Annotated in this window: 18 protein-coding genes and 1 tRNA gene; 11 read left to right on the top strand and 8 right to left on the bottom strand. The window is 48.2% G+C overall.

Annotation, left to right across the window (positions count from 1 at the left end):
* Nucleotides 1-31: 31 nt before the first annotated feature.
* Both H6A12_RS03395 and H6A12_RS03390 read left to right on the top strand, forming a co-directional pair.
* A complete protein-coding gene (locus H6A12_RS03395; protein WP_204444758.1) occupies nt 32-409 on the top strand; it encodes a hypothetical protein in 378 nt (125 codons plus the stop codon).
* 206 nt (nt 410-615) lie between these two features.
* A complete protein-coding gene (locus tag H6A12_RS03390; RefSeq protein WP_204444756.1) occupies nt 616-786 on the top strand; it encodes a hypothetical protein in 171 nt (56 codons plus the stop codon).
* Between the two features lie 121 nt (nt 787-907).
* On the opposite strand, the gene H6A12_RS03385 is transcribed toward H6A12_RS03390, so the two are convergent.
* A complete protein-coding gene (locus H6A12_RS03385; RefSeq protein WP_204444754.1) occupies nt 908-1,459 on the bottom strand; it encodes a helix-turn-helix domain-containing protein in 552 nt (183 codons plus the stop codon).
* Nucleotides 1,378-1,917: a sigma-70 family RNA polymerase sigma factor gene (locus H6A12_RS03380; RefSeq protein ID WP_204444751.1), complete on the bottom strand. Its 540-nt coding sequence runs from the start codon at nt 1,915-1,917 to the stop codon at nt 1,378-1,380. Before H6A12_RS03380 ends, H6A12_RS03385 begins: the two co-directional genes overlap by 82 nt.
* Before the next feature lie 101 nt (nt 1,918-2,018).
* Between H6A12_RS03380 and H6A12_RS03375 the strand changes: the two genes are divergently transcribed.
* The 3 genes from H6A12_RS03375 (at nt 2,019) to H6A12_RS03365 (ending at nt 4,904) form a co-directional block, all read left to right on the top strand.
* A tRNA-Ser gene (locus H6A12_RS03375) sits at nt 2,019-2,111 on the top strand.
* An 888-nt stretch (nt 2,112-2,999) separates the two neighbouring features.
* Nucleotides 3,000-3,563, top strand: coding sequence for a zinc ribbon domain-containing protein (locus tag H6A12_RS03370; protein WP_204444748.1), 564 nt, complete (start codon nt 3,000-3,002; stop codon nt 3,561-3,563).
* A 351-nt stretch (nt 3,564-3,914) separates the two neighbouring features.
* On the top strand, nt 3,915-4,904 hold the full coding sequence (locus tag H6A12_RS03365; protein WP_204444746.1) for a helix-turn-helix domain-containing protein: 990 nt from the start codon (nt 3,915-3,917) through the stop codon (nt 4,902-4,904).
* Between the two features lie 49 nt (nt 4,905-4,953).
* Here H6A12_RS03365 and H6A12_RS03360 read toward each other — a convergent pair whose 3' ends face one another.
* Together H6A12_RS03360 and H6A12_RS03355 are read right to left on the bottom strand one after the other, a co-directional pair.
* Nucleotides 4,954-5,328, bottom strand: a complete 375-nt coding sequence (locus H6A12_RS03360) for a DUF1622 domain-containing protein (RefSeq protein ID WP_204444744.1) — start codon at nt 5,326-5,328, stop codon at nt 4,954-4,956.
* A 24-nt stretch (nt 5,329-5,352) separates the two neighbouring features.
* A complete protein-coding gene (locus H6A12_RS03355; protein ID WP_204444742.1) occupies nt 5,353-6,471 on the bottom strand; it encodes an SLC13 family permease in 1,119 nt (372 codons plus the stop codon).
* 188 nt (nt 6,472-6,659) lie between these two features.
* Here H6A12_RS03355 and H6A12_RS03350 point away from each other — a divergent pair, with 188 nt between their 5' ends.
* From H6A12_RS03350 to H6A12_RS03340, 3 genes are read left to right on the top strand one after another with little or no spacing between them, the layout of a single operon-like run.
* Nucleotides 6,660-7,139: a DUF2975 domain-containing protein gene (locus tag H6A12_RS03350; protein WP_204444740.1), complete on the top strand. Its 480-nt coding sequence runs from the start codon at nt 6,660-6,662 to the stop codon at nt 7,137-7,139.
* An 18-nt stretch (nt 7,140-7,157) separates the two neighbouring features.
* Nucleotides 7,158-7,376, top strand: a complete 219-nt coding sequence (locus H6A12_RS03345; RefSeq protein WP_204444738.1) for a helix-turn-helix domain-containing protein — start codon at nt 7,158-7,160, stop codon at nt 7,374-7,376.
* On the top strand, nt 7,373-7,831 hold the full coding sequence (locus H6A12_RS03340; RefSeq protein ID WP_204444735.1) for a hypothetical protein: 459 nt from the start codon (nt 7,373-7,375) through the stop codon (nt 7,829-7,831). The genes H6A12_RS03345 and H6A12_RS03340 overlap by 4 nt, the downstream gene beginning before the upstream one ends.
* Before the next feature lie 36 nt (nt 7,832-7,867).
* Here the strand turns inward: H6A12_RS03340 and H6A12_RS03335 are convergent, their stop codons facing one another.
* Nucleotides 7,868-8,677 carry a prolipoprotein diacylglyceryl transferase gene (locus H6A12_RS03335; protein WP_204444733.1) on the bottom strand — a complete coding sequence of 270 codons (810 nt, stop codon included), beginning with the start codon at nt 8,675-8,677 and terminating at the stop codon, nt 7,868-7,870.
* A gap of 80 nt (nt 8,678-8,757) precedes the next feature.
* A complete protein-coding gene (locus H6A12_RS03330) occupies nt 8,758-9,180 on the bottom strand; it encodes a hypothetical protein (RefSeq protein ID WP_204444730.1) in 423 nt (140 codons plus the stop codon).
* A 170-nt stretch (nt 9,181-9,350) separates the two neighbouring features.
* Here H6A12_RS03330 and H6A12_RS03325 point away from each other — a divergent pair, with 170 nt between their 5' ends.
* Nucleotides 9,351-10,067, top strand: coding sequence for an HAD family hydrolase (locus H6A12_RS03325; RefSeq protein ID WP_204444728.1), 717 nt, complete (start codon nt 9,351-9,353; stop codon nt 10,065-10,067).
* A 31-nt stretch (nt 10,068-10,098) separates the two neighbouring features.
* Here H6A12_RS03325 and H6A12_RS03320 read toward each other — a convergent pair whose 3' ends face one another.
* Entirely contained in the window at nt 10,099-11,535 is a 1,437-nt protein-coding gene (locus H6A12_RS03320) for an arylsulfatase (protein ID WP_204444726.1), read from the bottom strand.
* Between the two features lie 73 nt (nt 11,536-11,608).
* On the opposite strand from H6A12_RS03320, the gene H6A12_RS03315 reads away from it, so the two are divergent.
* Nucleotides 11,609-12,292, top strand: a complete 684-nt coding sequence (locus tag H6A12_RS03315) for an ABC transporter ATP-binding protein (protein WP_204444724.1) — start codon at nt 11,609-11,611, stop codon at nt 12,290-12,292.
* Here H6A12_RS03315 and H6A12_RS03310 read toward each other — a convergent pair.
* Nucleotides 12,273-13,181, bottom strand: coding sequence for a nucleoside hydrolase (locus H6A12_RS03310; RefSeq protein ID WP_204444722.1), 909 nt, complete (start codon nt 13,179-13,181; stop codon nt 12,273-12,275). The genes H6A12_RS03315 and H6A12_RS03310 overlap by 20 nt on opposite strands.
* A gap of 163 nt (nt 13,182-13,344) precedes the next feature.
* On the opposite strand from H6A12_RS03310, the gene H6A12_RS03305 reads away from it, so the two are divergent.
* Complete coding sequence (locus tag H6A12_RS03305; RefSeq protein WP_243415278.1) at nt 13,345-14,760, top strand: MATE family efflux transporter; 1,416 nt, start codon at nt 13,345-13,347, stop codon at nt 14,758-14,760.
* Nucleotides 14,761-14,770 lie beyond the last annotated feature (10 nt).

The raw sequence follows: 14,770 nt of genomic DNA, 5'->3' as shown, positions 1-14,770 counted from the left end.
AAAAATTTTAAAAGAAAGAGAGGTAGCTATTATGCTACACTTTATACAAACACCTGTGGTGAAAAAATTAAAAACCACAGATGATTTTTATCATGGTATTATACTCAATATGGAGTCTTACGTTGCGAAAGGTATAGAGTACCTATCAGTGTCAATCGGCATGGAAGAGCATATCTTCAAGACTTCCGTTCGTGCCATCATCGATACAGATCATCCCTTATACAAAATTGGCTTGGATTTGTTGTTGAACGAATTTCCGGAAGGAACTGAGCTATCGGAAGATGACTTTCTTAATCTCGCAATCCGCTTCAAAGTTGCGGATGTTAATGACATGTACTCCCGACTCACTGTAGTTGAGTATGACGAGGGTATTGATGCCGAATCATGCAAGCGTTATAAACGCCACTAATGCATACACGGCAGAAACGGCTTTCGGGCTGTTTCTGCCCCTTCCATTATAACATTTTTTTGGCTTGTTGCAATAATAAGTATTTTTGAAATATGGTAAAACGCAAAGTGAAAATGTTTCTACATGTAAGTCGTCATAACGTACAAGCTGAGTCTCATACACTTTTTGTATGAGGTTCGATTTGAAGTTAAGGAGGGTAGCCATGGGTGAAAGTAGTGGTGTATTACCCAACGGCGGAGGAGGATATTGCCGCCTTACAGCAAAAGATATCTGAGGTTCATGCACAGGCAGTTGCAAGTTATCTTCAAAACTTAAACTGTCCAAAAGAAGAAAAAATAAGACTGTTGAATGATATAAAGAGCAATACTGAAAAATAATTTTTGAAAATAAAGGTTTGAAAAAGACTATCATATAGAGAGCAGCCGGGAACAGCCGTTTTCCTGACTGGTAATGAAAAAAATAATAAAACTCAAAGACAAAAAACGGATAGAAAAGCTGTTACGCCTTTCTATCCGTTTTTTGTTCCCTGATTGTATGCGCCAAATGGACAAGTTTTTCCCAAGTTGACTTAAAAATCACGACACGGTCATTTTCCCACCGCTTCACTGCCCCGGCGCTTACCCCCATCCGTTTTCCAAACTGGTATTGCGTTAAGCCCATACTTTTGCGCAGCTTCCGTATCTGTTTGCCTTGCCCGTCATACAGGAAGCGGTTGTAATCATCTAGCAATTCCAATATATCCACATCAAACAGATTGGCAATCCGTTTCATCTTATCAATGGGATAGTAGTCCCTGTCGCCGGATTCATAAGAAAGATAGGTACTTGTATTGATTCCGGCATAATCCGCCACTTCCGATTGAAACAGCCTTTTCCCACAGCGGTAATAGCGAAGCTTATCGGCAGTGCTTACCAGTTGTTCTGGGTGTTCCGTCCGTTCAAAATACCATTTCGTCTGCTTGACGTTTATCACCTTATAGAAAGGGAACCGCAGAATGTAGAACGGCGCATAGGCGACAGAGCCAAAGAACGTGCGGTAGAGGATAAACAAACGGTCGTTTTCCTGTTCCCAGACCTGCCAGCGCAAAGGAGAGGGGTCACGGTTTCCCTGTTTGATATGGAATAGAGCCGTTGTGTGAGTATTACATTTTCTATACATCTGGCTGCATACGTCGCAAAGCGAATCCCTTTTTCTGCGTTAAATGTGCTGACCGCTTTAATCAGCCCGATCGTGCCAATTGAAATGAGATCGTCCTGATCGTTCGTAATCGAGTAGTATTTTTTGGCGATATGCGCCACCAGCCGAAGATTGTGCTCAATCAGCAGATCGCGTGCGCCGCTGTCTCCTGCCGCCATTTTTTCAAAGCACTCCCGCTCCTTTGCGGCAGACAGCGGTTTTTTAAATGAGCTTCCTTCAATATGCAGTGCAAACCACAGCATTTTGGATGCCAACAGCGAAAACAATTCAAACAACAAAACACTCGCCCCTTTATATGAATCTTTCTTCATTCGTATCACCAGACAAGGCCGCTTATTCCTAAAAAACAGCAGGAACCGAAAAATTTCTCTTGACAAATCGCCAGACTGCCTTTATAATAGTAAAGGTATTCGGAGAGGTCGCCTAGTCCGGTTTATGGCGCACGACTGGAACTCGTGTATGGGTTGAAAGCTCATCGAGGGTTCGAATCCCTCCCTCTCCGCCACACCTGCGGTGAGCAATTCGCTCTCCGCAGGTTTTTATTTTGTAAGAAATTAAAAGCCCGCGTCGAAAGTTAACAAATTAAACGGGCTTAGCCTGCACCTGTGGTGAGCAATTCGCTCTCTGCAGTTTTTTTATTTTGTAAGGAATTAAGAGCCCACATCGAAAATTAACAAATCAAACAGGCTTAGCCTGCACCTGCGCGAAATCAAAGCGGCTTAGCCGCCCGCAGTTTTTTGACGGAATATGTTTATAAATCTCCTTTTTCAATTTAAAAATCCTTAAACCCTGGCTTTTCCATGTTACAGGATATACTGTTTTATTAGGGATTTCTGTATAAATAAGTCGAAAACACGGGAATTTTGACTCATCCTGCGCGATCAATTCTCTTTTCTCATGCTCATCAACAGCAATCGTTCGTAAAACTGCAGAAAAAGAGTATTCGTATCTGCAAAAATCCTCCTACCGTATCAAAAAGATTGAAGCATATACGCTAAAAAATTTTTTTAATTTTTTTGAAAATATAAAACCTTTTTGCAAGTTCATCTGTCATAGTCCTGTAAGAGAGGTGAGATGAACGAAAAACAGCATGATTCAATGGTTTGTGTGTCTGTTTAAAAAAGGAATGGACGAATATACGGAAAATCAGCGGCTGAAGAAAAAAATATTCCGCTGTATCAGAAAGCAGCAATCGGGAGGGAACGAACAAAAATGAACTATAGTCAGGCGGTAGCACTCGCGAAAGAGGGAAAGGAGATCGGATTTCAGTTTTTATACGAAAGCACCTATAAAAACAAATATTATCTGGCGTTAAAGTAGGATTTCATTACAGCAAACACACTGTAATCATCAAATAAACAATATAATATCAATGGATTATCAGGAGGAATTTATGATGTATTGTCCAAATTGCGGAGCAAATATCAAAGAAGGCGCAACATTCTGCGACCAGTGCGGCGTATCGCTGCAAAACGCACAGCCGACACAGACAACAGACTACGCGGCACAAACTGTCATGCCGCAAGACAATTTTACTGCACCGGCACAGCCGGAAAATCAAAACCAGGGATTTTACGACGCACAGTACGCACAAAACACCTGGCAGGCACCCAATCAGTACGCACAGCCGCAACCGCAGCCGATGAATTACGGCCCGGGAAATCAGCCGCCTTACGGTGCCGGAAATCAGCCCTTCCATATTCCGATCAGAAACTATGATCCGTCCAAAGACTATACACCGATCGGTATGTGGGGATATTTCGGATATCAAATTCTGTTTGCAATTCCGATCATCGGGTTCATTCTGATTTTGATTTTCTCGTTCGGCGGAACAAGAAATATCAACTTAAGAAACTATGCACGCTCTACGTTCTGCCTGTGGATTATCGTACTCGGCGCGGTATTGCTGATTGCGCTGTTTGCCGCCATTACTTCGATGTCAGTGGCAGGGCATTAAAGCCAAACAGACGAAGATGTTCTTCCGATACCCAAGAACATCTTGTAAGCGGCTCTGCGTTAAAAACAGCGGCAGTATCAAACGCGTCGGAGATTATTCTCTCCGAATGGTCGCGTCTGCTGATACTGTAACAATACACACAAGCAATTTGTAAAAAACGAACCTGTCCGTTTGGACAGGTTCGTTTTTTATTTTACATACAGCTTTTTCGCTGCCGTTTCCCGATTTTACCCGTTTTGCAACCTCGAATTTACAAATTGACAGCTTTACATGGTAGCACGCAACCGCCCGCTATGCTATACTAAACGCAAACGAGGAGCTCTCCTCTATCAAACAAACGGGGTGAATCTAATGATTTTAGCTGAAAAGATTATCAAGCTCAGAAAAAAGAACGGCTGGTCACAAGAGGAACTGGCAGAGAAATTAAACGTGTCACGTCAGGCTGTTTCCAAATGGGAAGGTGCACAGACGGTTCCCGACATCGGAAAAATTCTTCAGTTAAGCGAGCTGTTCGGTGTATCCACAGACTACTTGTTAAAAGATGAAATGGAAGCCGAAGAATTCACCGAGCAGGTATCTGATTCTCCGCTGCCGCGCGTCACACTCGAACAAGCCAACGCCTATCTTGCACAGCGAAAAAAAGCCTCTGTCCAGATTGCGCTCGCAACGTTTTTGTGTATTCTATCGCCAATTCCGCTGCTTATTTTGAGTGCGGCATCCGAATCTCCTGCTATAAAAATTTCCGAAAGTGCCGCAGCTGCAATCGGTGTCCCGCTTCTCCTTGTGATCGTCACGATTGCAGTGGCACTGTTCATCTTCTGCGGATTTCAAAACGCACCGTTTACCTTTTTGGAAAAAGAGCCGTTTGAAGCCGAATACGGTGTTACCGGCATGGTAAGTGAACGTAAAGCTGCCTATTTCCCCACATATGTCAAAGGAAACATCATTGGCACCTGTATTTGCATCCTGTCGCCGATTCCGCTCTTGGTGGGCGCTTTTTTGGAAAACGTATTTCTGCTCATCTGCTTACTGTGTGTCACCATGTTCATCGCCGGCATCGGTGCCTCCTGCTTTATTGTAGTGGGTGTTCGGTATACAAGTATGCAGAAACTGCTCAAAGAAGGCGAATTCCAGCCTGAGCAGACAGAAAACAGTAAACAAGAAGAATGCAGCAAACAGGAAGAAGCACTTTCTTCCGTCTACTGGCTGCTGACCACTGCGCTGTATCTCACCGTCAGCTTCCTCACGGGCAGATGGGGACAAACATGGATTATCTGGCCGATTGCAGCCGTCTTATACGCCGCAATTCTTTCCGTTTATCATCTGGTGTTTAAAAAATGAAGATTTGCATAGCGAAACGAACCTGTCCGTTTGGACAGGTTCGTTTTTATTATTCCGATGTGCTCTCTTTCTGCTTTTTGGCCGTCTCTTCCGCCTCTTTTTCCACGGCAACTTCCTTTTTCACGTTTTTGATCTCCCAGTGAATCAAGAACGTCAGCGCCGCACGCAGCAGAATAATCGCACCGACAATTAAGATTTCACTTAAATCACGCACCACCACAGTACGCAGAATCTCACTGCCAAGCTTAAACTCAAGTCCCATTGCCATGCCCTCCGCAAGCTTTAGCCGCGTGAGCGGATCCCGTTTTATATAGTGAATCACACCCTGAATGCCTGTCACAACAAGCACCAGCACACCAATCAGCTCAAACAGAATAATCGCCGCGTTGCCGATCACCATGAGCGCATTATGCATCCATTCCATTGATTCATCCTCCTGTAGTGTGGTTTAGATTGCGTGTATAACAAACGAAAGCAGAATCATCACTGCCAAAAACAGCACGTTGAGCGCAAAAAACAGTCCTGTAAACCGTTTGGCATTGGGCGATTCGCTCTTTAAGTACAATTTAAATGAAATCAAGCTTGCAAGCGATGCAATCGGTGTGCCGAGTCCGCCGATATTGGTGCCAACAAGCAGCGCCGCGCCGTTTTGCGTGAATCCCGAGAGCAAAACAGCCGCCGGCACATTGCTGATGATCTGGCTTGCAGCCGCAGCAGTGAGCATCGGATTTGCAGAAAGCATGGAAGAAAGCAGGTCGCGCACTGCCGGAATCTGTCCCATATTGCCCGAAAAAATAAAGAAAAAGATAAATGTCACAAGCAAGCTGTAGTCGATCTGCTTGAAGGTCTGCCGCGAAAAAATGAGCAGGCACAGCACCATAATTCCCACCAGCACATCCGTACGGAACAGCCGCAGCACACACAGCAGACACAGCACAAACAGTACCAAAAACAAAAAGAGCGACCGTTTTTTAAGCGGTTCGGGCGATGTGCCGACCGAAACCGACACCGGCTGATTTTTAATCACAAACACACCCGCCATCAAAAGCAACAGACTGCACACACCAAACGGAAACACCGTTTTGAAAAAGTCCCAGAACGAGAACGAATACGATGCATATAAAAACAGATTCTGCGGATTGCCGAACGGAAGCACCATACTGCCGGTGTTGGCGGCAATCGTCTGAAGCACAACAACATACGGTATCGTCTGTCTGGCTTCACACAGCGACAAAATCAGAATCGCAAACGGTACAAACGTGATGAGTGCAACATCGTTTGTAATAAACATGGACGTGAAAAACGGCAAAAGCACCAGACTCATGCACATCAGCCGAATGCTCTTCTGCCCGCTTAACAGTACCTGCGCCATTCGATTGAATAACCCACTCGCCGAAAGACCCGCTACCACCGCCATCAAACAAAACAGCAGTCCAAGCACGGACCAGTCAATATATGCAAGATACGCTTTGCTCGGCGGCACAAACAAGCACGACACCGCCGCACACAGAAACGACAGCACCAAAATCAGTTCCTTTTTCACCCACGCTGTGATCCGCTGCCCCATACGCTTCACCCCAAATTAAGTTCTTTCGCGTTTGAGTATAACACAAACGCAAAGAAAAATCCACAGCCGATGCGGAATCATCTTGCTTTGTTTTTTGTATTGCGAAAATTATTTATCGTAAAACAATAAAATTATATTGACAAACGAAAAAACTCGGCTATAATAAAAATCAAAAGGAGGTCATGTTTATGAAACCCAAAACCATGGCACTGTGGCTGTTTGCCGTTATCATCGGCATCGGCTTTTGCGGAACTGCCGTTTTGTTCTACGTCATTCCTTCACTCGCATCCTCTGTCTGCCGCGAATTTCCGGAATTTGCAAACGCGTTTTGGCCTTGGATGATCTTTTTGTGGATCTCTGCGCTTCCCTGCTACGCCGTGCTCTGCTGCGGCGGTGCGATTGCCGCGGCAATCGGAAAAGAAAACGCCTTTTCCCATCAAAATGCGCGCCGCCTTTTGACGATTGCGCACCTTGCCGCCGCGGATACCGTATTCTTTTTTGCAGGGAACGTGGTGCTGTTCCTGCTTTCTATGAGCCATCCGTCCGTTTTCCTTGCCGCAATGGGAATTTGCTTTGCGGGCATCTGCGTCATCATCGTTGCGCGCACCCTGGCTTATTTTACGCAGAAAGCCGCCGTTTTACACGAAGATGCCGCGCTGACAATCTGAAAAAGGAGGCGTTTTGCGATGATTCAAATCAATATTGACGTGATGCTCGCCAAACGGAAAATGAGTGTCACCGAACTTGCAAACCGCGTCGGCATCACGCTTGCAAACCTTTCGATTTTAAAAAACGGCCGCGCTAAGGCAATCAAGCTCGAAACACTCGATAAAATCTGCGCCGCACTCGACTGTCAGCCGGGCGATATCCTCACATTTCTCCCCGAAAGCGAGGAATTCGAATGAAACGGCTGTGCACACTCTTTTTCTGTCTGCTTTTGTGTCTATCGATAACCGGATGTGGTATCGTTTCCTCGAGTAATTCGTTTTTATTGCTTCAAAAGAGCCTGACCGAACATGGCACCGTCGTGCGTCACATCGACACACACGGCGGATTCCATGGCGACGGCATCGAATACACCTGTATCACCTATGACGAAGCCGCGGCAAGCACCGTCGAATCCAGCATCAAGGCTGACCCGCGCTTTTCACCTATTTCGACGGATGATGCACTGCTTTCCTCCTGTGACAACGCGGTCGCATATGAAAAAGAGATTCCGCTCCCCTCATCTGTCCGATCATCCGGATGGTATGCCTATGTTGACCGTTCGCCGGCGGACAGTGAACATGTTTTAAACTTCACGCTCATTTTGTATATAGCGCCGACACACACGCTCCATATCTGGCGGGCAGATGCATAAAGCGAAAAAACGCACCGGAAAACCGGTGCGTTTTCTTTAGATTTTCAGTTTTCGCTCCAAAAATGAAACGATTGCGTCGCCTTTTATAAACAGCAGGATTCCTGCCGCAAAAATAAACAGGCTGATGAACTGCGAGGTGGACAAAAAGCCGATGAACCCGCGTTCTGCATCGTCATAGCGCAGATATTCAAGCAGAAAACGCACTACGGCATAATAGCAAAGATAAAACGCCACACCGTCTGACCGCTTGCACTGCTTTCTGTTCGTAAGCCACAGCAGCAGGACAAACAACAGCAGGTTTGTGCACACTTCCAAAAGCTGCACCGGGAAAAGCGGTATCCCGTTCGGTGCAATCTGTGACTGTGAAAACGCAATCCCGAGCGGCGGATCGCACGGAATGCCATAACAGCAGCCTGACAAAAAGCAGCCGATTCTGCCGATGCCGTGAAATACGGGGATAATGACAATCAGGCGGTTTGCATAGTCGAACAGATGAAGCTTAAACTGCCGGCAATAGATCATCGCACCCGCAATACCGCCGATCAGTCCGCCGTAAAACACAAATCCACCCGAAAGATACCGCGCCGAAAACGTCTGCACATCGGAAAACAACAGCGGCAGATCACGAATCAATGCAGGCGACACCTGAATTAAATAGAGAAGCTTTGCACCGACCAACACACCGACCATGCCATACAAAAGCATGAACATCGTATCTTCAGCTGAATGTGCGGACGATTTTCGCACCCGCAAAAAAGCGATCAAAAACGCGGCACCCACGCCAATCAGCGCACAGATTCCGTATGTCGGAATGGAATAGCCGAACAAGGACAATGAAGGGCACATGAAAAAATCTCCTTACTCATACAAGAAAAAATAAGGCATACGTGCGCCGTATGCCTTATTTTTCATTGTTTGTTTCTCAATCAATAATACAGCGGAAGACTGCTTGCTGCACAGCCGATCGAACCGATGACCACTGCACAAGCGACAAATACGATGCCGCCGACAACAGTGCCGATGATCGACAATACAAGACCTGCGGTCAGCATACCGCCGACAAAGCCCTGTTTTTTCGCATTGACTGCCAGAATGATACCTGCGATACCTGCCAGCAGAGAAATGAAAGCAGAAACGCCAAACCAGAAGAACACGCATGCTGCAATGCCGCAAACGAGCGAAGCGATTGCCAAACCTTTGCCCGGCTGGTTCATCGGCGGCTGTCCATACGGCTGCTGGTACTGCGGCTGCTGGTATTGCGGAGCCTGCTGATACTGCGGCTGCTGGTACTGCGGTGCCTGATACTGATTGTTATTGTTGTTGTTATTCGGAAATTGTTGATTATCCATCGTAAATTACCCTCCTCTTATCCTATAATTTATTTTATGATAGCGCACCAACATGAAATTGTCAATAGGATTTACATAAAATATGAATAAAATATGTCCTTACAAAAGCATGCTTGCGGGCTTTTAAAAACTGTGCTACACTGAAAAACAAAAACGATTGGGGAACCACCATGAAAACCACGATTTTATTTGACTTAGACGGCACGCTTCTGCCAATGGATCAGGAATTTTTCATGAAAGCGTACTTCGACGCATTGGGGAAAAAATGTGTGTCACTTTCGCTCGATGCACAGGCGATGACCGGTGCAATCTGGGCGGCAACGAAAGCCATGATGAAAAACGACGGCAGCATGACAAACGAAACACGCTGCTGGAATGTGCTGGGCGGCATCATGGGCGATGCCATCGCCGGCAAAAAAGAACTCCTCACATCCTTTTATGAACACGAATTCTGCAAAATCGGCGATTTTGTCACACCCGACCCGCGTGCAAAACAATGTGTCACACGCTTAAAGGAAAAAGGATATACTCTCGTTCTGGCAACGACGCCGCTGTTCCCGCGGGTGGCAACGCTCGAACGCATCCGCTGGGCAGGTCTTTCGCCGGATGATTTTTCGCTCATTTCCACCTATGAGGATTTTTCGTTCACAAAGCCGAACCCGGAATATTACCGCGAAGTACTGAAAAAATGCAATAAACAGCCGGACGAATGTTTGCTTGTGGGCAACGACACGGTCGAAGACATGGCGGCGGCAAAAGCCGGCATCTCGCTGTTTTTCCTGACAGAACATCTCATCAACCAAAACAACACCGATCTTTCCGCATTCGCACACGGTGATTTTGATGCGCTGTGTGCGTTTGTGGAATCGCTCCCCGATGTAAACTAAACGATATTTGCAAAGCAAAAGCGTTTTGACGTCACCGCGTCAGGACGCTTTTTTGCATTTGTCCTGCAATGAGCCGCTCACCGTCGGAATAGCCCTCTTCTCTGCCGGCAAGCTCCTGCACAAGAAGTGCGCGCAGTTCGTCAATCCGGTCTTTGCACGAAGGATCATCGATTCGGTCATGCAGCTCATGCGGGTCTTCGCTCAGCACGAAATACTGCTCTTTTCCGCTCTCCATAAACCAGATGAATTTGTCCGTTTCGGTGACAATGTACTGGTTGCCGATTGCACCGCCGCTGTGCTCGCCGTGCAGATATGGATGCACCGCATCCGTTTCCCCGCGCAGAACAGGGACAAGTGACCGGCCGTCGAGTGTATCGGGAATCTGTCCGCCCGCAAGATCAATGAGTGTCGGCATGATATCCTCGAGGCACATGACACCTTTGTGCGTCTGCGGTGTACCAAGTCCCGGCACCCGAATGAAAAACGGAATGTGCGTACTGCCCTCATACGGACGTGTTTTCCGATAGGTATGATGATCACCGAGCAGTTCGCCGTGGTCGGATGTAAACAGGATGATCGTATCGTTTAACAGACATTCCCGTTCAAGCGCCTGCAAAATCCGCCCGATCTGATGGTCAAGATGGGTGATGCATGCATAATATCCGATCTGCGCCTGCCGCATCAGTTCCGGATCTGCCGGACCCTCTGCGCTGTCATACACACGTCCCGTGCGCAGATATGTTTCAGTATCCGCCCAATCGCCAACAACAGGAGGTATAATCTCCATATCTTTATACATATCGAAATAGCAAGCCGGTGCATCAAACGGCGGATGCGGCCGCACAAACGATGCAAACAGGAAAAACGGCTTGTCGCGGTCACGCTGTCTTAAAAAATCAAGACAGCCGCGTGCCACCCAGTTTGTGGGATGGCTTTCCTCGTCATAAATCCACGGACGGGCAACGAATGAATTACACTCGACACCGGTTGCCGTCACATCGGCGTCGATGCCCTTTTCGTTTTTGAGCCAGTGGAAATAGTCGTCGGCATTCTCCTGTGTCATACACGACGGCGTGTCAAACCGGCGGTAATAGGCAAGATAGCCGTCATGGAGCTGCACGTTTTCAAAGCCCATGCGGTTACGGGGCGGATGGACGTGCATTTTTCCGACACACTGCGTCTGATAGCCGGCTTTTGTGAGCTCGCCGGCGAGTGTTATGGGAAAATCAAAGCGCACGCCGTCCTGATAGCCGACGCGTCCGTTGTGAGCGGGGTACAGTCCTGTCATCAGCGCCGCGCGTGCCGCAATACACGACGGACAGGTGGTATATGCGTGCTCAAAAAAATGACCCGTCGACGCAATCGAATCAAGATACGGCGTTTTGACGTTCGGATGTCCGGCAAAGCCCATGCAGTCACCGCGCATCTGATCGGTCATCAAAAAGAGAATGTTCGGCTGTTTGTTCATTGAATAAAAACCTCCTTCGTTTTATGCATAGCAGAAAAATCCGGGGAAAAATAAGCAAAAAGGGGGAACCGTCATGAAACCATTGCTTTTACTTTCTCATGTGCAAAAACGGTATACATCACACGGCTTGTCGGTGCCGGTGCTTCACGATTTAAACCTCACGATCGATCCGGGTGAATTTGTGACGATCTCGGGCAGCTCCGGCTCGGGAAAAACGACGATGATGAACCTGCTCGGCTGTCTGGACACGCCTGACAGCGGCACATATCTGCTCGACGGCGCGGACGTATCTGCGCTGTCCGAAAAAGAGTTAAGTCACATCCGAAACGAAAAAATCGGCTTTGTGTTTCAGGGGTTTCACCTGATTTCGTGTTTGACTGCGCTCGAAAACGTTGAGCTTCCGCTTCGGTACCGCGGTATTTCCAGGGAAAAGCGGCACAAACTCGCGCAAAACGCACTAGAGCGCGTGGGACTTTCCGCGCGCATGCACCATCTGCCTGCGGAGCTTTCCGGCGGACAGCAGCAGCGTGTGGCGATTGCACGTGCCGTTGCAGGTGCACCGCCGCTCATCTTAGCGGACGAGCCGACCGGCAACCTCGACAGTGCGTCCGGCGCAGAGGTGATGAAGCTATTGACCGAGCTTTGGAAAAACGGTGCGACGCTCATTCTCATCACGCACGATCCGGCTGTTGCTGCGGCGGCACCGCGTCAGATCCGCATCTCTGACGGCGCGGTTATCAGCGACCTTCGGCTGTGATGCACGAAAGAATCAGCTTGCACAGCGTTTCGCTCTCGCCGCTTTGAATCAGTGTGACGTTATTTCGGCGGTCGGTGATCTGCGTTTTGCCGTATCGTTCGCCGCAGTCGACCGTGATGCCGCACTGTATGGTTTCAAAATATTCAGGGAACAGGTAATAAAGCACGGCGGTCGAATCGTGCATGGTGGAGCCTTCCTCGCCGTAGCGCGTGCAGTTTTCGTAATTTGCCGTCAAGATTTTTTGCATCAGCGATGCAAGCGGTGTATTTACGTCTGCCAAAGCGTTAATCTGTTCCATCGAAAATGCGACGTGGTTTGTTGTATCAAGCGGCACGAGTGCCACGGGCAGTCCGGACGCAAACACTTGGTCGGCGCTTTCCGCATCGCAGTGGATATTGAACTCCGCATGCGGCGTCACATTCCCGCATGCAATGCCGCCGCCCATTGTCACAACGCGTGCAATGTGAGACGCGACATCGGGATACCGTTTTAACAGAAGCGCTAAGTTTGTAAGCGGTCCCAATGTGATATAATCGACTGTGCCCGCTTCTTTGATCGTTTCATAGAGCGTTTTCAAAAAATCATCGCTTGCAAGCGGCTTCTTTGTCACGGTACCGAGCGCCATGCCGCCTAAACCGTCTGCGCCGTGAATATGAGCGGCGTCCTCATAGCCGCGCATCTGCGGCACAACCGCACCCGGCAGAACGGGGACATCCATATCCAACAGCTCGCACATCATCAAGGCGTTTTTGACTGTCTGCTCCGCTTTGATATTGCCGTATCCCGCCACAATCAGCCGGACACGTTCTTTGCAGAAATGATGCAGGACAATCATCGCAACGGCATCATCAATGCCGGGATCTGTATCTAAAATAATCGGATTTTTCATAAAAACCGCTCCTTTTTTGTTTCTATTGCCATCATATCATACCCATTCGGTGTTGTAAACCGCTTGTTGGTTTCTCTTTTGTGTGTTACAATATTGTTAAACAATATTTGCCGCTCGTTAAAAAAGAGAGACAGATGCGGCCACAAAAGGGGATTGAGTTTTTATGATGATGAAAAAGCTGCTTGCGCGCGTTTTCTCTGTCCGCTACATGTTAAAGCCTTCACAGCGGACGGACAAACCGCTTCCGCCTTCCAAAGACGTGTATGCACGGCAGTATCGGATGTCATGGCCGTGCGCGCTCGAGTCGATTCTTGTCAGCCTCATTGGTTCAATCGACACGATGATGGTAGGCGGCATCGGCCCTGCGGCTATCACAGCCGTGGGTCTTACGAATCAGCCGAAATTCATTCTGCTGGCGGTGATTTTTTCGCTCAACGCAGGTGTTACGGCAGTATGCGCACGCAGAAAAGGACAAAATGACCACGAAGGCGCAAACCGGTGTTTAAGACAGTCGTTTATTCTCAGTTTGTCGCTGTCGGTTTTGATGGCGATTCTCGGCACAATCTTTGCAGAGCCCATTCTGCTGTTTGCCGGTGCGGCTTCCGACACGATTGCCGACGCAACCGCATATTTTCAGATTCTGATGATCAGCATTGTGTTTATGTCTGTAAGCCTTACGATCAACGCGGCACAGCGCGGTTGCGGCAACACAAAGCTTTCGATGCGCACAAACGTCGTTGCAAACGTGGTAAACGTTATTTTCAACTACTTCTTAATCAATGGCATCTGGATTTTCCCGGAGCTCGGTGTACGCGGCGCGGCGATTGCAACCGTCATCGGCAACATTGTCGGATGCGGGATGTCGGTGCTCTCTGTTGTCCGGCACACGCATTTTCTCGATCTGCGCGGCAATGTAAGCTGGGGATTTGACCGCCGCACAATGAAATCACTCGTTTCCATCAGCGGCAGTGCCATGGTGGAACAGGTATTCATGCGCATCGGCTTTTTCACCTATGCGAAAATCGTTGCAGGCCTCGGCACCATCCCGTTTGCGGCGCACCAGATCTGTATGAACATCATCAACCTCTCGTTCTCGGCTGGTGATGGTCTTGGCGTTGCGGCATCGTCGCTTGTGGGACAGAGTCTCGGTGAAAAACGTCCCGACATGGCGATTATCTACGGAAAAACGGGACAGCGCATGGCATTTTGCGTATCGACTGTGCTGTTTTTCGTCTTCATCTTTGCACGCCACTTCCTCGTTTCGCTGTTTACAAACGATGCAAGCGTCATCGCTATGGGCGGTGTCATTATGATTATCATTGCGTTCACCACCCATATCCAGACGGCACAAGTCGTCTATTCCGGCTGTCTGCGCGGTTCGGGTGACACAAAATTTGTAGCCCTTTCCTCGTTTGTGAGCATCGGCATCATCCGCCCGCTCCTTTCGTGGGTATTGTGTTTCCCGTGCGGCTTAGGATTGGTCGGTGCATGGCTTGGCCTGTTCGGCGACCAAACGATGCGGCTGTTATTCTGCATGACACGTTTTTGCGGCGGAAAATGGACGAAAATTGAAGTGTGACGCACATGGA

This window comes from Merdimmobilis hominis (assembly GCF_016901855.1).
Taxonomy (GTDB): domain Bacteria; phylum Bacillota; class Clostridia; order Oscillospirales; family Ruminococcaceae; genus Paludihabitans.
This window is presented reverse-complemented; position numbering and strand designations above follow the sequence as displayed.